The organism is Protaetiibacter intestinalis (assembly GCF_003627075.1).
GTDB classification, from domain to species: Bacteria; Actinomycetota; Actinomycetes; order Actinomycetales; family Microbacteriaceae; genus Homoserinibacter; species Homoserinibacter intestinalis.
In genome coordinates, this window is sequence record NZ_CP032630.1 from 1,503,015 (window position 1) to 1,519,900 (window position 16,886).

A 16,886-nucleotide genomic window follows, 5' to 3' on the forward strand; every position below is an offset into this window, starting at 1 on the left:
CGCACCCGGACCCGACGACGGAGGATCGACGATGATCGACAAGCGGATCGCGAGCGCGGCGGAGGCCGTCTCCGACATCCCCGACGGCGCCTCCCTCGCCGTCGGCGGCTTCGGGCTCTCCGGCAATCCGATCGCCCTCATCGAGGCGCTGCTCGCGCAGGGCACCCGCGAGCTGTCGATCGTCTCCAACAACTGCGGCGTCGACGACTGGGGACTCGGCATCCTGCTGCAGGCGCAGCGCATCCGCAAGATGACCTCCTCGTACGTCGGCGAGAACAAGGAGTTCGAGCGGCAGTTCCTCTCGGGCGAGCTCGAGCTGGAGCTCACGCCGCAGGGCACCCTCGCCGAGAAGCTGCGCGCGGGCGGCTCCGGGATCGCGGCCTTCTTCACGCAGACCGGCGTCGGCACGCAGGTGGCAGGCGGTGGTCTGCCCCGCCGCTACGACGGCGCGGGCGGGGTCGCGGTCGCGTCGCCCGTCAAGGACGTGCGCGTCTTCACGGTCGGCGGCAGCTCCCGCGAGTACGTGCTCGAGGAGGCCATCACGACCGACTTCTCGCTCGTGCACGCCGCCGCCGGCGACCGCTACGGCAACCTCGTGTTCCACAAGGCCGCGCGCAACTTCAACCCGCTCGCCGCGATGGCGGGGCGTGTCTGCATCGCCCAGGTCGAGCGGCTCGTCGAACCGGGCGAACTCGACCCCGACAGCATCCACCTGCCCGGCGTCTTCGTGCATCGCGTCGTCGAGGTGGGCACCGACATCGAGAAGCGCATCGAGCGACGCACCGTCGCCGCGGCGGAGGGGAAGTAGACGGATGGCGCTCACCCGCGACGAGATGGCCGCCCGCGCGGCCCGCGAGCTGGCCGACGGCTCCTACGTGAACCTCGGCATCGGCCTGCCGACGCTCGTGCCGAACTTCGTGCCCGACGATGTGACGGTCGTGCTGCAGTCGGAGAACGGCATCCTGGGCGTCGGCCCCTACCCGACGGAGGACGCGGTCGACCCCGACCTCATCAACGCCGGCAAGGAGACCGTGACGGTGCTGCCGGGCGCGGCGTTCTTCGACTCGGCGACGAGCTTCGGCATGATCCGCGGCGGCAAGATCGACGCCGCGATCCTCGGGGCGATGCAGGTGTCGGTCGCCGGCGACCTCGCCAACTGGATGATCCCCGGCAAGATGGTGAAGGGACCGGGCGGCGCGATGGACCTCGTGCACGGGGCGGCGCGCGTGATCGTGCTCATGGAGCACGTCGCCAAGGACGGCTCGGCGAAGATCGTGAACTCCTGCACGCTGCCGCTCACCGGCCGCGGCGTCGTCGACCGCATCATCACCGACCTCGCCGTGATCGACGTGACGCCCGAGGGCCTCGTGCTCGTCGAGACCGCGCCGGGCGTGACCGTCGACGAGGTCGTCGCGGCGACCGAGCCGCCGCTCGCCGTGGCACCGCGACTCGTGGGGGCGGCCGGATGAGCGACGTCGCGGAGGTCGTCGTCGTCGCGGCCGCCCGCACGCCCCAGGGGCGGCTGCGGGGCGCGCTCGCACCGCTCACCGCCGTGCAGCTCGGCTCGGCGGCGATCCGCGGGGCCCTCGAGCGCGGCGGCATCCCGGCATCCGCGGTCGATGCCGTGCTCGTCGGGCAGGTGCTCACCGCGGGTGCGGGGCAGAACCCGGCGCGCCAGGCCGCGCTCGGCGCGGGCCTCGGCTGGGACGTGCACGCGGCATCCGTCGGCAAGGTGTGCCTCTCGGGGCTCACCGCGGTGATCGACGCCGCCCGGATGCTGCGCTCCGGCGACGCGGGGGTCGTGGTGGCCGCCGGCATGGAGTCGATGACGCGCGCCCCGCATCTGCTCATGGGGTCGCGTGAGGGCTGGGCGTACGGCAGCGTCGAGGTGCTCGACCACCTGGCGCTCGACGGCCTCACCGACGCGTACGAGCACGACAGCATGGGCGCCTCGACCGAGCGCCGCAATCCCGAGCTCGGCATCACGCGCGAGGCGCAGGACGCCGTGGCGGCGCGCTCGCATCAGCGCGCCGCGGCGGCGCAGCGCGACGGGGTCTTCGACGCCGAGCTCGTGCCCGTCGAGATCCCGCAGCGCCGGGGCGAGCCGGCGCGGGTGACCGCCGACGAGGGCGTCCGACCCGACACGACGGCGGAGACGCTCGCGGGGCTGCGCCCGGCGTTCGCGGAGGGCGGCACCATCACGGCGGGCAACGCCTCGCCCATCTCTGACGGCGCATCCGCCGTCGTGCTCACGACGCGGGTGCGCGCAGCGTCCGAGGGCTGGCCGGTGCTCGCGACCGTCGGCGCCGCGGGCCAGGTCGCGGGGCCCGACAACTCGCTGCACTCCCAGCCGGCGCGGGCCATCGAGGCCGCCTGCGCGAAGCAGGGGATCACGCCCGCCGCGCTCGACGTCGTCGAGATCAACGAGGCGTTCGGCGCGGTCGTCGTGCGGTCCCAGGCCGAGCTCGGCCTCGCCGACGAGGTCGTCAACATCCACGGGGGCGCGATCGCGCTCGGCCACCCGATCGGCGCATCCGGCAACCGGCTCGTCGTGCACGCGGTGCACGAGCTCGTGCGTCGCGGCACCGGCACGGCCGCGGTCGCCCTGTGCGGGGGCGGCGGGCAGGGCGACGCGCTCATCCTGACGCGCTGAGGTGCGCCCTCAGGCGCGCACCGGGAACGGGTCCGCCACGCCGGCGAGCTCGGCGAGCTGCGCCCACACGTCTCGGGCGAGTTCGGCATCCGGATGCGCGGTGAAGGCGGGCGGGTCGATGCGCACGGGCGATCCGATGCGGCCGTTCGGGGGTGCGTAGAGCTCGCCGCCCTGCGCCGCGGGGTCGGTGAGCGCGCGCACGGCCGACCAGGCGGCCGCGTCCTTGCCCTGCGCCCACGGCGTGTAGGGGTTGGGCAGGTGCCGCGTCACCCCCTCGCGCTCGGGGGTCTTGGCGTCGACGCCCACGCCGGGGCGGCTGACGAGCGAGAGCACGGGCACCCCGTGCGCGCGCAGGCGCCGGTCGAGCTCGAAGGCGAGCAGCTCGGTGAGCGCCTTCGCCCGGGTGTAGGCCACGATCCCGAGGCGCGGCGTGCGACGCACCTCGCGCAGCTGCGGCCGCCGGATGCGGTCGACGAAGCCGCTCGAGGTGTGCACGATCCGGCCGGGGCGCTCCGGCGTGCCGTCGGCGGCGAGCCTCGGCAGCAGCCGGGTCAGGAGCGCGGTGTTGGCGACGACGTGGGTCGCGAGCACCATCGGCAGCCCGTCGGCGCTGCGCTCGCTCCAGCGCGACATGGCGCCGCCGTTGAGTAGCAGCCCGTCGAGACGGTCGAGGGCGGCGAGCTCGTCGGCCGCGCGCGCGACGGAGACGAGCGAGGCGAGGTCGACGCCCACCTGCCGCAGTCGCGCCCCGGCGACGTGCCGGCGGATCGCGTGGGCGGCGGCGTCGAGCCGTGCGGCCGAGCGCCCGGCGAGCACCACCTCGGCCCCGGCGGCGGCGAGCTGTTCGGCGGCGAAGTAGCCGATGCCGGCGGTCGCACCCGTGACGACGTGGGTGCGTCCGGTCTGGTCGGGCAGGCGGTGGGGGTTCCAGGTCATGTCGACTCCTCGAGACTAAATGGATGAACTATCCGGTTGACGGTAGCATTAAACGGATGCTTCATCCATTTCGCTATGATCGAGGCATGGTGAGATCGGATGCCGTGCGCAGTCGTGCGCGCATCCTCGACGCCGCGCGGGGCTGCGAGGGCGCCGAGCTGCGGCTCAACGAGGTCGCGCACCGCGCCGGTGTCGGCGTCGGCACCGTCTACCGTCACTTCCCGACCGTCGACGCCCTCGCCGCGGCGCTCGCCGAGGGTGCGCTCGAACGGCTGCGCGAACTCGCGCGCGAGGCGGAAGCCGACCCCGACCCGGGTGCGGCGCTCGCCCGGCTCGTGCGCGGCGCGCTCGCCCTGCAGGTCGACGACCCCGGGCTCCAGACCGCGCTCATGGCCGACCCGTCCGACATCCCGGAGCTGGCCGCGCTGCGCGCCGAGGTCGGCGAGGTCGGCGAACGGGTGTTCGCACGCGCGCAGGCCGCGGGCGTCGTGCGAGCCGAGCTCACGCTCGGCTCACTGCAGCGCCTCATCTGCGGACTCGAGCACGCCGTGCGCCTCGGCGACGCCGACGACCGCGAGCTCTACCTCGACATGCTGCTCGCGGGCATCCGCCCCTGACCGAGCGCCCTGAGTGCCGCATCCGACGCCCCCGCCGCGCGCAGTCGCGCACGCACCGCGGATGCCGCGAGCGCGTACGGGCGGTCGTCGCCCGTGAGCAGGGAACGGGCGTTCGCGGCGTCGGTGAGGGCGAACAGCTCGAAGGCGAGGCTCTCGGCATCCGTGCCGGCGGCGAGCTCGCCGGCCTCGATCGCGAACCGCAGCTGGCTCTCGAGGTAGCCGTGCCAGGTGCGCATCCAGTCGCGCACGGCGTCGCCGACCGGGCCGGGCTTCGAGTCGAGGTCGGCGGCCGTCGCGGCGAAGAAGCAGCCGCCGGGGAAGACACGCTCGCGGGAGTAGTCGAGCTGGCCGCGCAGCAGCCTCGCGATGCGCGCCACACCGCGGGGGAGTTCGCGGGCGGGGTCGACGACGCGCGCCTGGAACACCTCGGCGGCGGCCGCGACGGTCGCGAGCTGCAGGGCCTCCTTGCTGCCGAACAGGGTCGCGATGCTCGACTTGCCGTGGCCGCTCGCCTCGGCGAGGCGCCCGATCGTCACGCCGTCGAGCCCCTCGACGGATGCCAGGTCGGCCGCCCGGGCGAGGATCGCCCGGCGCGAGGCGTCGCCGCGGGCGCGGCGTCCGTCGGTCGCGATCGTCATGCCGACAGTTTACGTACGATCGTTCGCTATGTATAGTACGAACGATCGTACGTATAGATGGGAACCGTCATGCCGACCGTCGTCGACGCCGCATCCGCCGTCATCCGCGTCGCCGACGCGGTCTCGCCCCGCCTCGGGGCGCGTCTCGCCTTCGACACCTTCTTCTCGACGAGCCCGCGCCTGCGCGAGCAGCCGCGCGACGCCGACGTGATGCGTCGCGCCGAGACCGGGTGGCTCGAGGTGCGCGGGCGCCGCATCCCCACCTACCGCTGGGGCGAGCAGGGGCCCGTGGTGGTGCTCGTGCACGGCTGGCGCGGCCGCGCGTCGCAGTTCGCCTCGCTCATCGACCCGCTGCGCGAGGCGGGCTACCGCGTCGTCGCCTTCGACGCACCCGGCCACGGTGCCGCCGCGCGCGGGCGCACCGACGTGCGCGACTGGCTCGCCGCGCTCGAATCGCTGCAGTGGCGCCACGGGCGGCTCCGCGCCCTCGTCGGCCACTCCTTCGGAGGCTTCGCGAGCATCACCGCGGCCCGGCACGGCATCCGGGCGGATGCCGTGGTCTCGATCGCGGGAACCGGCACCCCGGCCGCGTTCCTGGGGGAGTTCGCCCGGATGACGCGGCTGCGCCCGGCGACCGCCGCCCGCCTCGAGGAGCGCTTCGTGCGCCACCTCGGCGAGACACCCGTGAGCTTCGCCGAGCGCTACGACGCCCTCGCGCATCCGCTGCCGGAGCTGCTGCCGCTGCTGCTCGTGCACGGCACGGCCGACCGCCAGCTGCCCGCCGAGGCCTCCCGACTGCTTCAGGCCGCGCACCCCTCGGCCGAACTGCTGTTGCTCGACGGCGTCGGTCACACCCGCGTGCTCAGCGCGCCCGAGACCCGCGACGCGGTGCTCGCGCACCTCGCGCGGGCGGCGATCCCCGCGCATCCGTAGCCCCGCAGGGCCCCCATGTGACGCCGCGTTTCCGCGGATGACGCGGTGACGCCGCGCGTTACGAAACGCGTTTGGCCTCGTGGCGAGCCTGGCGTGTACTGGGCTCTCCCCGCACCCGGGAGACTCCACCACGAAGGGAACCACCGTGTCCGACGAGAAGTCGACGCCCGAGGGTCAGAGCGAACTGCGCTCGGCCGTCGCGGCCACAGCCAAGAAGAAGCGCAACACCCTGCTCGCCGTCCTCGCGGTCGTCGCCGTCGCGGCGATCGTCGTGGGAGGCGTGTTCCTGTTCAAGGCACTCGGCACCGAGAAGGCCGAGGCCGCCGGCGACGACGTCACCGAGCCGATCACGGTCAAGATCGCCGTCGCCGAGGACTCCAAGTTCCAGGACGCCATCAAGGAGGTCGCGGCCGAGAAGGGCCTCGACGTCGAGTGGGTCAACGTCGACGACTGGGTGCTTCCCAACACCGAGCTGCAGGCAGGCAACGTCGACGCGAACGCGTTCCAGCACATCCTCTACCTCTCGGCGTTCAACGCCGAGTCGGGCGCCGACATCACCCCGGTGTTCTCGACCGTCATCACCCAGTGGGGCATCTTCTCCGCCACGCTCGACGACGTCGCCGACATCCCCGAGGGCGGCAAGATCGCCATCCCCGACGACCCGTCCAACGGCGGCCGCGCCCTCAACATCCTCGCCTCGGCTGGTCTCATCGAGCTCGCCGACGACGCGGGCGACTTCCCCACCACGGACGACGTGACCTCGAACCCGAAGAACCTCGAGTTCGTCGCGCTCGGCGCCCGCACCATCCCGACCCAGTTCGACGACCCGAGCCTCTCGGCCGTCGTCGTCGGAACCTCCTACTTCGACCCGGCCCAGGGCGTCACCAAGGAGGACGCGCTCTTCCTCGACGACTCGCTCGACGAGAAGAACCTGCCGTACATCAACGTCGTCGCGGTGAACTCCGACGACGTCGACAACCCGGCCTGGGCGATCCTCAAGGAGGCGTACGCCGACCCGCGCGTCGCCGACGCCCTCGAGGAGGAGTACTTCGGCAACACGATCCTCGTGGACGTGCCCGTCGAGAAGCTCCGCTCCAAGCTCGCCGAGCTGCAGAAGTCGGCGGAGCAGAACAAGTAGCACCCGCTGAGCGGGGCCGACTCGGACACGATCCGGGCGGCCCCGCCTCGGCATGAACACGCAGGAACCGGCATGAGGAGGACCCACCCATGACCACCGCCATCACCTTCGACCAGGTCTCGAAGAGCTTCCAGACGAAGGGGCGCACCTTCGAGGCGTTGCGCGACGTCGACCTCACGATCGAGGCGGGCGAGATCTACGGCATCGTCGGCTACTCGGGCGCGGGCAAGTCGACCCTGCTGCGCACGATCAACGCGCTCGAGCGGCCGACGAGCGGGCGGGTGCTGGTCGGTGGACGCGAGATCTCGAGCCTCACCGGCCCGGAGCTGTACCGCGCCCGGCAGCGCATCGGCATGATCTTCCAGCAGTTCAACCTGCTGCGCTCGCGCACCGTCTACCGGAACGTCGCCTACCCGCTCGCCCTCGCCGGCGTCGGCAAGGAGGAGACCCTCGACCGCGTCGAGGAGCTGCTCGACTTCGTCGGCCTCACCGACAAGGCACTCGCCTACCCCTCGCAGCTCTCCGGCGGCCAGAAGCAGCGCGTCGGCATCGCGCGCGCCCTCGCCACCCGCCCCGACATCCTCATCTCCGACGAGGCCACGAGCGCACTCGACCCGCAGACCACGGGCGAGGTGCTCGAGCTGCTGCAGCGGGTCAACGCCGAGTACGGCGTCACGATCGTGCTCGTCACCCACGAGATCGACGTGATCCGCCGCATCGCCGACAAGGTCGCCGTGATGGATGCCGGCCGCGTCGTCGAACACGGTGCGGTCTACGAGGTGTTCTCGAACCCGCAGAACCCCACGACGCAGCGCTTCGTCTCCTCGGTGCTGCACCACGTGCCGTCGGCCGAGACGCTCGCCGCCATCCGCGCCGTGCACCACGGGCGGATCGTGCAGCTGCACGTCGAGAACCGCGAGTCCAACGACCCCTTTCTCTCGCGTGTCGCGCGGGCGCACGGGGTCGACTTCAACATCGTCTACGGGGGTGTGGACGAGCTGCAGTCGCGCCTGTTCGGCAGCCTCACCGTCGAGCTGCTGGGCGACAACGCCTCGGTGGATGCGGCGCTCGCCGAGCTCGGCGAGACGACCTCCGTGCGCGAGATCACCGACCGGGAGGCAGTCCATGCGTGAGTTCGACCTCGAGGCGTTCCTGCCCCGGTTCTGGAAGGCGCTCGGCGAGACGCTCGTCATGACGGGCGTCTCGTTCGCGGCGGCGGCCGTCATCGGCATCCTGCTGGCGCTGTGGCTCTACGCCTCGCGCCCCGGCAACCTGCTCGAGAACCGCGTCGTCTACGCGGTGCTCAACTTCGTCATCAACCTCGTGCGGCCGGTGCCGTTCCTCATCGTGGCGATCGCGCTCGTGGGTGTCACCCGGCTCGTGTTCGGCACCGGCTTCGGCCCCCTGGCCGCGACGCTGCCGCTCACGATCGTCGCGAGCGTGGCGATCGCGCGCGTCATCGAGACGAACCTCGTCGCGGTCGACGCGGGTGCCGTCGAGGCGGGCGCGGCGATGGGCGCGAGCCCCGTGCGCGTGCTCTTCACGATCGTCATCCCGGAGTCGCTCGGGCCGATGATCCTCGGCCTGACCTACATCGTCGTCGCCCTCGTCGACGCGACCGCGGTCGCCGGCACGCTCGGGGGCGGCGGGCTCGGCTACCTCGCCCTCAACTACGGGTGGGCGCGGTTCGACTACACCGTCATCTGGATCGTGGTCATCGCGCTGGTCGTGCTCGTGCAGGGACTCCAGGCGATCGGCAACCGGATCGCGCGGAGCGTGATGCATTGAGCGCCGCCTTCGACGAGGCCGCCTTCGAGGCGTTCCTCGACAGCATCCGCACGACCGCCGCCGAGCGCGAGCGCGAGCGGCGGCTGCTCGGCCCGCAGCTCGCCGAGCTGCGCGAGCTCGGCTTCACGACCCTGCGGGTGCCCGCCGAGCGAGGGGGAGACCCCGTGTCGCTCGAGCGGCTCTTCGCCCTGCTCATCCGGCTCGCCGCCGCCGACCCGAGCCTCGCCCACATCCAGCGCGGACACCTCGCCTTCGTCGAGTCGCTGCGCGTGCAGGGTGCGGATGCGCCGCAGCTGTGGTGGGATCGCGTGCTCGCCGGCGACTTCGTCGGCAACGCGCAGTCGGAGCGCCAGGAGACCGCACGGCTCGAGACCCGCATCTCGCGCGACGGAGACGAGCTGCGCCTCAGCGGCACGAAGTACTACACGACGGGCTCGATCTACGCCGACTGGATCCACCTCTCCGCCCTCGACGGCGACGAGCGGGTCGGCGTGACCGTCTCGGCCCACCAGGACGGCGTGCGGTCGGTCGACGACTGGGACGGCTTCGGCCAGCCCCTCACCGGCTCCGGCACGACCACCTTCGATGCCGCCCGCATCGACGCGGACGACATCGTGCCGCCGCAGACGGATGCCGCCCGCTGGCACCACCTCGGCTCGGTGTACCAGCTGACGCTGCTCGCCGTCATCGCGGGGATCGCGCAGCGCGCCCTCGACGACACGGTCGACTTCGTCCGCCCCAGACGCCGCACCTTCGGGTTCGCCGGCGAGACGCTGCCGCGCGAGGACCCGCTCGTGCAGCTCGTCGTCGGCGAACTGAGCGTCGCCGCCGCGACCGCCCGGCGTCTCGTGCTGTCGGTTGCCGCCGAGCTCGGGCGGGCGACCGACGGCGAGGTGGATGCCGGGGAGCTGCAGGAGCTCCAGCTCGAGGTGTTCCGCCTGCAGGAGGTCGTGCCCGCGCTCGTGCTCGACGCGACCACGCGGCTGTTCGAGGTGGGCGGCGCCTCCGCGGTCGGCGCGGGTCCGGCGCTCGACCGGCACTGGCGGAACGTGCGCACCATCGCCTCCCACAACCCCGTGATCCAGCGCACGCGCGCCGTCGGCCAGTGGGAGCTGAACGGCACGCTGCCCGACTGGAAGGCGCCCGGCGCATGACCGAACTGGCAGGACTCGAGGTCGGGGAGCAGGGCTTCGGCGGCATGGCGCTCGCCGAGGTGTACGGCCCGACCGACGAGGCGAGCGCCCTCGCCACCCTGCACCACGCGCTCGACGCGGGCATCCGCCTCATCGACACGGCGGATGTGTACGGCGCCGGCTCCAACGAGCGCCTCGTCGGGCGGGTGCTGCGCGAACGGCGGGACGAGGTGGTGCTCGCCACCAAGTTCGGCTTCCTGCGCGACCCGGCGCCGGGCGGGCCGCGGTTCCGCGGCGATCCCGCCTACGTGCGCGAGGCCGTGCAGGGGAGCCTCGGCCGGCTCGGGGTCGAGCGCATCGAGCTGTACTACTACCACCGCGTCGACCCCCGGGTGCCGATCGAGGAGACGGTCGGCGCCCTCGCCGAACTCGTGGCCGAGGGCGTCGTCGAGCGCATCGGGCTCTCCGAGGTGACGGCTGCCGAGCTCGAACGCGCCCACGCCGTGCACCCGATCACGGCGGTGCAGTCGGAGTGGTCGATCTGGAGTCGCGACGTCGAGACCGCGGTCATCCCGACGGCGGCGCGACTCGGGGTGGGCTTCGTCGCCTACTCGCCGCTCGGACGCGGCTTCCTCGTCTCGCCGGTGACGCAGCTGCCCGAGGGCGACCTGCGCCGCAACTTCCCGCGCTTCGACGCCGAGCGTCTCGCCGCGAACGCCCCCATCGGCGAGACGGTGCGCGCGGTCGCGGAGGCCGAGGGCATCACGCCCGCCCAGCTCGCGCTCGCCTGGCTCGGCGAGCAGGGTCGCGCGCTCGGCGTCGACGTCGTGCCGATCCCGTCGACCAGGCGTCCGGAGCGCATCGACGAGAACCTCGCGGCGTCCGGCATCCGCCTGAGCGCCGCCGCGCTCGCCGCCCTCGAACCGCTCGGCGCGCGCGTCGCGGGCGACCGCGCCCGGCACGTCGGCGACATCTCGCAGGGCCGTGAGCGCACCGAGGCCGCCGGATGAGCGGGCTCGTCGCCCGCTTCGCCCCCGTCTTCGACGAGGTGGGCGCCGAGGCGGTGGCGCGCGAGCACGAACGGCGGCTGCCGTACGCCGAGGTCGAGCGCTTGCGGGAGGCGGGCTTCACGCGCGTCACGCTGCCGCGCGAGCACGGCGGCGACGCGGCCGACCACGCGGAGCTCTTCGAACTGCTCGCCGAGCTCGCCCGCCGCGACCCGAACCTCGCGCAGCTGTTCCGATCGCACTTCTCCTTCATCGACCGCACCCTGCACGCCCCGGCCTCTGCCACCCGCGAGGCGCGGCTCGCCCTGCTCGCGGACGGCGCCATCCACGGCAACGCGACGTTCGAGAAGGGCACCGCGAAGGTCGGCGGCTACGACACGCGCCTCACCTCCGACGGCGACGGCCTGCGGCTCGACGGCCGCAAGTTCTACTCCACGGGCACGCTCTTCGCCGACCTCGTCTCGGTGCTCGCCGACCGCGAGGGCACCCCGGTGGGCGTGCTCGTGCGCACGGATGCGGCGGGCGTCGCGCGTCTCGACGACTGGGACGGCTTCGGCCAGCGGATGACCGGATCCGGGACGACCGTGTTCGAGGGGGTGCGGGTGCGCGATGCCGACGTGCTCGAACGCGACGATCGGCCCACCCATGCCGGCCCCTTCGTGCAGCTCGTGCTGCTGGCCGTGCTCGCCGGGATCGGGCGTGCCGTCGTCGACGACGGCGTGCGCTTCGTGCGGGCCCGCACGCGGAGCTACTCGCACGCGGTCGCCGCCCTGCCGCGCGAGGATCCCATCGTGCAGGAGACCGTGGGCGAGCTTTCGGCGGCGTCGTTCGCCGCGGATGCCGCCCTCGCCCACGCGGTCGCCGCCCTGCGGCGCTCGAGCGCGGCGATCCTCGCGGACGCGCCCGACGACGAGCAGCGCGCCCGGGTGGACGACGCCGAACTCGCCATGACCCGTGCACAGCTCGTCGTCATCCCGAACGTGCTGCGGGCCGCCACCGAGCTGTTCGAGGTGGGCGGCGCGAGCGCCGTCTCGACCGGCCTCGCCCTCGACCGCCACTGGCGCAACGCGCGCACCGTGGCATCCCACAACCCCGCGCGCTTCAAGGCGCGCAACGTCGGCGACCACCTCGTGAACGGCACCCCCGTGGTGTCGTGGTGGACCAACGGCGAGAGCTAGGAAGAGACCCGTGCCCGAGAAGAAGCAGCTCATCCTCAACCTGTTCGAGATGAACACGGTGAGCCACATCACCCACGGCCTGTGGACGCTGCCCGGCAACAACCGGCACCGCTTCGACGACATCTCCTACTGGCTCGAACTCGCGCAGCTGCTCGAGGACGGCGGCTTCCACGGGGTGTTCCTCGCGGATGTCGTGGGCGCCTACGACACCTTCCGCGGCGGCTTCGAGACGGCCGCCCGCGAGGGGCTGCAACTGCCCTCGAACGACCCGCTGCTCGTCATCCCGGCGATGGCCGCCGTCACCCGCCACCTCGGCTTCGGGGTCACCTTCTCGACGAGCTACGAGCCGCCGTTCACCTTCGCGCGGCGCATGTCGACCCTCGACCACCTCACCCGCGGGCGCGTCGGCTGGAACATCGTCACCTCCTACCTGCCGAACGCCGCCCGCAACTTCGGGCTCGACGACGAGATCCCGCACGACCGCCGCTACGAGATCGCCGACGAGTTCCTCGACGTCGTCTACAAGCTGTGGGAGGGCTCCTGGGACGACGACGCGATCGTCGCGGATGCGGCGCGCGGCGTCTACGCGGACCCGGCGAAGGTGCGCTACATCGACCACGTGGGCGAGAACTTCCGCGTCGCGGGCCCGCACCTGAGCGCCCCCTCGCCGCAGCGCACCCCCGTGCTCTACCAGGCCACCGGCTCGCCCGCCGGCATCGAGTTCGCGGGGCGGCACGCCGAGCTCGTCTTCACGGGCGGCCGCAGTGCCGCGGACTTCCGGGCGAACGCGGCGCGGATGCGGGAGGCCGCCGTGCGCCACGGACGCGACGGATCGGACCTGCGCTTCGTCGTGCAGGCGGGCGTCGTGGTCGGCCGCACCGAGGAGGAGGCCGCCGACCGCTGGCGGCTGTACCAGGAGCGCACGAGCATCGACGGCATCCTCGCGCACAGCAGCTTCCCGATCGACCTGCCCGCGCTGCCGCCGGAGCAGACCATCGGTGCGGCACTCGACGCCGCGGGCGTGCCGCACTCGGCGGTGCCGTACCTCGCGCCCGACACGACCGTGGGGGAGGCGCTCGCCACCGTGCGCACCTCCCGCGAGGGGCGGTACTTCGTAGCGGGCACGCCGGAGGTGGTGGCCGACGAGATCGAGCGCTGGCTCGACGAGGACGGGGTCGACGGCATCAACCTGCGGCAGTACCACTCCTTCGACACCGCCCGCGATTTCGCCGAACTCGTCGTGCCGGAGCTCCGCCGCCGCGGCCGGCTCGCCGAGCGTCCGGCCGAGCCGCGCACCCTGCGCGAGACGCTCTTCGGTGCGGGCCCCCGGCTGCCCGACGCGCATCCGGCCCGGCGCTACCGCGGCGGTGCCGCCCTCGAGGTGCCGCGCGAGGCGCTGCGGTTCGGGTAGCCCCGCAACCCCCTTGCCAAGCGGCGCCGACAGGCGTGCACTGGTGTCATGAACGATTCAGCGCAGAACGTGCAGGATCACCCCCTCGACGAGTCGACCGGCGTGCATCCCCAGCATTTCGACGCCGACGGCTACGTCGTCGGCCAGCCCCACCACACGAGCGTCTCGCGCGACGAGCTCGGCTCGCTCGTGCCCCCGGGCACCGACACCGCCATCCCCGTGATCGCCGCACCACCGTCGAGCCCGGTGACCTGAGCGCGCGCGGGCGCTGATCCGCCCGTATCGTGAGGGCGTGGAGCCTCTCGACCCCGTCATCGCCACCGTCGTCATCCTGCTCCTCGCGGTCGTCGCGTTCGCCTCCGGCAAGGTGCCGCTCGCGGTCGTCGCCGGCGGTGTCATGGTGGCGCTCTGGGCCACCGGCGTGCTCGAGCTGGGGCAGGTGCTCGCGGGGTTCGCCGAGCCGACCGTGCTGCTCATCGCGTGCCTCTTCATCGTGAGCGAGGCCCTCGACGCGACCGGGGTGACCGCATGGGTGGGTCAGCTGGTGATCTCACGCGCGGGCACCGCGCGCCGGCCGCTCACGCTCGTGATCGCCCTCATCGTCGCCGTGCTGACGGCGTTCATCAGCATCAACGGCGCCGTCGCCGCGCTCGTGCCCGTCGTCGTGGTGGTCGCGAGTCGCGCCGGGATCGTGCCGTCGAAGCTGCTGCTGCCGGTCGCGTTCGCGGCGAGCGCCGGGTCGCTGCTCACCCTCACGGGCACCCCGGTCAACCTGCTCGTGTCGGAGCTCGCGGTCGCCGCGGGCGGCAGGCCCTTCGGCTTCTTCGAGTTCGCGCTCGTCGGCCTTCCGCTCGTCGTCTGCACGGCGGCGATCGTCGCGCTCGGCGGCGGACGGCTGCTGCCCGTGCGGCAGCCGGACCGCCTCGGCGTGCCGCGCGACGCACGGGCGACCGCGAAGACGCTGCGCGAGTCGTACCAGCTCGAGCTCGAGCGCCCGCTCATCGGGGTGCGCGAGGGGGTCGTCGAGGTGATGATCGCGCCGCGGTCGACCCTCATCGGCCGCGAGATCATCGCCGGCATGCGCACCCGCGACGAGGACCTCGTGATCCTCGCGATCCGCCACGCCAACCCCGACGGCACCGAGGAGTCGCGGCCCAACGCCGACGGCACGACCACCCTGCGGGCGGGCGATGCCGTGCTCGTGCAGGGCCCGTGGGATGCGCTCGAGCGGTACGCGCGCTCGGCCGACGTCATCGCGGTGACGCCGCCCCAGGAGCTGCGTCGGGCGGTGCCGCTGGGGGCCGGCGCGAAGCGTTCGCTCGGGGTGCTCGCCGCCCTCGTGCTGCTGCTCGCGACCGCGATCGTGCCGCCCGTGATCGCGGGACTGCTCGCCGTGATGGCCCTCATCGTCGCGCGCGTGCTCTCGCCCGCACAGGCGTTCCGGGCCGTCTCGTGGACGACGATCGTGCTCATCGCCGGCATGGTGCCGCTGTCGACCGCGTTCGTCACGACGGGCGCGGCCGGGGGCGTGGCGGATGCCGTGCTCGGCTTCATCGGGTCGGGGTCGCCGCACCTCGCGCTGCTCGTGCTGGGCGTCATCACCCTCGTGCTCGGCCAGTTCATCTCGAACGTGGCGACGGTGCTCGTGGTCGCCCCGATCTCGATCGCCCTCGCCCAGTCGATGCAGGTGAGCGTGCAGCCGTTCATGATGGCGCTCACCGTGGTCGGCGCCGCCTCGTTCCTCACCCCGCTCGCGACGCCCGCGAACCTCATGGTCATGCAGCCCGCCGGCTACCGCTTCGGCGACTACTGGCGCCTCGGGCTGCCCCTCGCGCTGCTCTTCCTCGCGGTCTCGGTGCTCTACGTGCCGCTCATCTGGCCGTTCGAGCCCTGAGCTTTCCGTTCGGGAGGATGACACGCCGCTCAGCACCCCACCTCGGCGCTCGAGGCGGCGTGTCGTCCTCCCGAACGAAGGGGAGGCGAGCGCTACTCCGGGGCGTGCGCCTCGAGGAACTCGTACACCTCGGTCAGGTCGACGCCCGTGAAGGTGCCGGTCGGCATCGCCGCGAGGAGCGACGAGTGCAGGCGCGCGCTCGGCCACGCCGCGTCCTCCCAGCGGGCCGCGAGCGCATCCGGCGGCCGCCGGCAGCACGCCGGGTCGGGGCAGGTCGACGCGCGGCGCACCGGGGTGTCGCGCCCGCGGAACCACTTGACGTTCACGAACGGCGTGCCCACGCTCACCGAGAACGAGCCGTTGCCGGTCGACTGGATGCTCGAGGTGCACCAGTAGGTGCCGTTGGGCTTGTCGGTGTACTGGTGGTACGGGCTGAAGCGGTCCTCCACGTCGAACACCTGACGGGCCGACCAGTAGCGGCACACCACCTGCCCCTCCACCGCGCCCAGCGCATCCGTCGGGAACAGCGCGCCGTCGTTCTCGTAGGCCTTCGAGATCGCGCCCGACTCGTGCACCTTGAGGAAGTGCACGGGGATGTCGAGGTGCCGGGTCGCGAGGTTCGTGAAGCGGTGCGCGGCCGTCTCGTAGCTCGTCGCGAAGGCGTCGCGCAGGTCCTCGACCGAGAGCTCGCGCTTCGCCTTCGCCGAGGTGAGGAAGTCGACCGCGCTCTGCTCGGGGATGAGCAGGGCGCCCGCGAGGTAGTTCGTCTCGACGCGCTGCCGCAGCAGCTCGGCGTAGTCGCGCGGCTCCTGCTTGCCGAGCACGTGGGCGGCGAGCGCCTGCAGCAGGGCGCTGCGCGGGTCGCCGCCCTGCCGCACCGGCAGGTAGATGCGCCCGTTCGCGTGGTCGGTGACGGATCGCGTGGTGCTCGGCAGGTCGGCCACGTAGTGCAGGGTGAAGCCGAGGTGGCGGGCGAGCTCGGAGGCGACGCGCTGGGAGAGCGGGCCGCCCTCGTGCCCGACGGCGGCGAGCAGCTCGGCGGCGGTGCGCTCGAGCTCGGGGAAGTGGTTGCCTGCCTTGCGCTGCTCGCGGCGCAGCTCGGCGTTGGCGCGGCGGGCCTCCTCGGGGGTGGCCGCGCGCTCGCGGTGCAGGCGGCCGAGCTCGTCGTGCAGCGCGAGGATCGTCTCGATCGCGTCGTCGCTGAGCGTCTTGCGGATCGGCACCGGGTCGAGGCCGAGGCTCTGGAACAGCGGCCCGCGGCCGGCGCGTTCGAGCGCGATCTCGAGGGCGGCGCGCCTGCTCGGCGGTTCCTGCTTGAGCAGTTCGTCGACACTCGTGTCGAGGATGCGGGCGAGCCGCTGCAGCTCGCCGAGCTTGAGCTCGCGCTTGCCGTTCTCGATGAGCGAGACCTGCGAGATGGCGCGGCCGAGCTGGGTCGCGAGGGCGTCGAGGGTCATGCCGCGGTCGAGGCGCAGCTGCCGGATGCGCCGACCGACGGTCAGGGAGTCGAGCACGTCCTCATCGTCGAACGTCGCGTCGGCTGCCGTGGTCATGCGTCGA

17 protein-coding genes are annotated in these 16,886 nt (G+C 73.0%); 14 read left to right on the forward strand and 3 right to left on the reverse strand.

Features of this window, described 5'->3' with window-relative positions:
* Window positions 1–31 precede the first annotated feature (31 nt).
* The 3 genes from D7I47_RS07080 to D7I47_RS07090 are packed head-to-tail and all read left to right on the forward strand — an operon-like array spanning window position 32 to window position 2,653.
* Complete coding sequence (locus tag D7I47_RS07080) at window positions 32–808, forward strand: CoA transferase subunit A (protein WP_120762386.1); 777 nt, start codon at window positions 32–34, stop codon at window positions 806–808.
* A gap of 4 nt (window positions 809–812) precedes the next feature.
* The gene (locus D7I47_RS07085) at window positions 813–1,469 is read left to right on the forward strand and encodes a CoA transferase subunit B (RefSeq protein WP_193726464.1); all 657 of its coding nucleotides are present in this window, start codon (window positions 813–815) and stop codon (window positions 1,467–1,469) included.
* Window positions 1,466–2,653, forward strand: coding sequence for an acetyl-CoA C-acetyltransferase (locus D7I47_RS07090; RefSeq protein WP_120762387.1), 1,188 nt, complete (start codon window positions 1,466–1,468; stop codon window positions 2,651–2,653). Before D7I47_RS07085 ends, D7I47_RS07090 begins: the two co-directional genes overlap by 4 nt.
* A 9-nt stretch (window positions 2,654–2,662) precedes the next feature.
* On the opposite strand, the gene D7I47_RS07095 is transcribed toward D7I47_RS07090, so the two are convergent.
* Window positions 2,663–3,589, reverse strand: coding sequence for an SDR family NAD(P)-dependent oxidoreductase (locus tag D7I47_RS07095; RefSeq protein WP_120762388.1), 927 nt, complete (start codon window positions 3,587–3,589; stop codon window positions 2,663–2,665).
* An 86-nt stretch (window positions 3,590–3,675) separates the two neighbouring features.
* Here D7I47_RS07095 and D7I47_RS07100 point away from each other — a divergent pair, with 86 nt between their 5' ends.
* Window positions 3,676–4,206: a TetR/AcrR family transcriptional regulator gene (locus D7I47_RS07100; protein ID WP_120762389.1), complete on the forward strand. Its 531-nt coding sequence runs from the start codon at window positions 3,676–3,678 to the stop codon at window positions 4,204–4,206.
* Here D7I47_RS07100 and D7I47_RS07105 read toward each other — a convergent pair.
* A complete protein-coding gene (locus tag D7I47_RS07105; RefSeq protein WP_120762390.1) occupies window positions 4,170–4,844 on the reverse strand; it encodes a TetR/AcrR family transcriptional regulator in 675 nt (224 codons plus the stop codon). The genes D7I47_RS07100 and D7I47_RS07105 overlap by 37 nt on opposite strands.
* A gap of 69 nt (window positions 4,845–4,913) precedes the next feature.
* On the opposite strand from D7I47_RS07105, the gene D7I47_RS07110 reads away from it, so the two are divergent.
* The 10 genes from D7I47_RS07110 (at window position 4,914) to D7I47_RS07155 (ending at window position 15,326) form a co-directional block, all read left to right on the forward strand.
* A complete protein-coding gene (locus tag D7I47_RS07110; RefSeq protein ID WP_157981660.1) occupies window positions 4,914–5,777 on the forward strand; it encodes an alpha/beta fold hydrolase in 864 nt (287 codons plus the stop codon).
* Window positions 5,778–5,922: 145 nt separating this feature from the next.
* The gene (locus D7I47_RS07115; protein WP_120762392.1) at window positions 5,923–6,915 is read left to right on the forward strand and encodes a MetQ/NlpA family ABC transporter substrate-binding protein; all 993 of its coding nucleotides are present in this window, start codon (window positions 5,923–5,925) and stop codon (window positions 6,913–6,915) included.
* Window positions 6,916–7,004: 89 nt separating this feature from the next.
* Entirely contained in the window at window positions 7,005–8,048 is a 1,044-nt protein-coding gene (locus D7I47_RS07120) for a methionine ABC transporter ATP-binding protein (RefSeq protein WP_120762393.1), read from the forward strand.
* On the forward strand, window positions 8,041–8,703 hold the full coding sequence (locus D7I47_RS07125) for a methionine ABC transporter permease (RefSeq protein ID WP_120762394.1): 663 nt from the start codon (window positions 8,041–8,043) through the stop codon (window positions 8,701–8,703). Before D7I47_RS07120 ends, D7I47_RS07125 begins: the two co-directional genes overlap by 8 nt.
* Entirely contained in the window at window positions 8,700–9,857 is a 1,158-nt protein-coding gene (locus tag D7I47_RS07130; RefSeq protein ID WP_227000931.1) for an acyl-CoA dehydrogenase family protein, read from the forward strand. The genes D7I47_RS07125 and D7I47_RS07130 overlap by 4 nt, the downstream gene beginning before the upstream one ends.
* The gene (locus tag D7I47_RS07135; RefSeq protein ID WP_120762395.1) at window positions 9,854–10,846 is read left to right on the forward strand and encodes an aldo/keto reductase; all 993 of its coding nucleotides are present in this window, start codon (window positions 9,854–9,856) and stop codon (window positions 10,844–10,846) included. Before D7I47_RS07130 ends, D7I47_RS07135 begins: the two co-directional genes overlap by 4 nt.
* Window positions 10,843–12,021 carry an acyl-CoA dehydrogenase family protein gene (locus tag D7I47_RS07140; RefSeq protein WP_120762396.1) on the forward strand — a complete coding sequence of 393 codons (1,179 nt, stop codon included), beginning with the start codon at window positions 10,843–10,845 and terminating at the stop codon, window positions 12,019–12,021. The genes D7I47_RS07135 and D7I47_RS07140 overlap by 4 nt, the downstream gene beginning before the upstream one ends.
* 10 nt (window positions 12,022–12,031) lie before the next feature.
* Complete coding sequence (locus D7I47_RS07145; protein WP_120762397.1) at window positions 12,032–13,432, forward strand: NtaA/DmoA family FMN-dependent monooxygenase; 1,401 nt, start codon at window positions 12,032–12,034, stop codon at window positions 13,430–13,432.
* A gap of 48 nt (window positions 13,433–13,480) precedes the next feature.
* The gene (locus D7I47_RS07150; RefSeq protein WP_157981661.1) at window positions 13,481–13,687 is read left to right on the forward strand and encodes a hypothetical protein; all 207 of its coding nucleotides are present in this window, start codon (window positions 13,481–13,483) and stop codon (window positions 13,685–13,687) included.
* A gap of 37 nt (window positions 13,688–13,724) precedes the next feature.
* Window positions 13,725–15,326 carry an SLC13 family permease gene (locus tag D7I47_RS07155; RefSeq protein WP_120762399.1) on the forward strand — a complete coding sequence of 534 codons (1,602 nt, stop codon included), beginning with the start codon at window positions 13,725–13,727 and terminating at the stop codon, window positions 15,324–15,326.
* Between the two features lie 92 nt (window positions 15,327–15,418).
* On the opposite strand, the gene D7I47_RS07160 is transcribed toward D7I47_RS07155, so the two are convergent.
* Complete coding sequence (locus tag D7I47_RS07160) at window positions 15,419–16,879, reverse strand: helix-turn-helix transcriptional regulator (protein ID WP_120762400.1); 1,461 nt, start codon at window positions 16,877–16,879, stop codon at window positions 15,419–15,421.
* Between the last annotated feature and the right edge of the window lie 7 nt (window positions 16,880–16,886).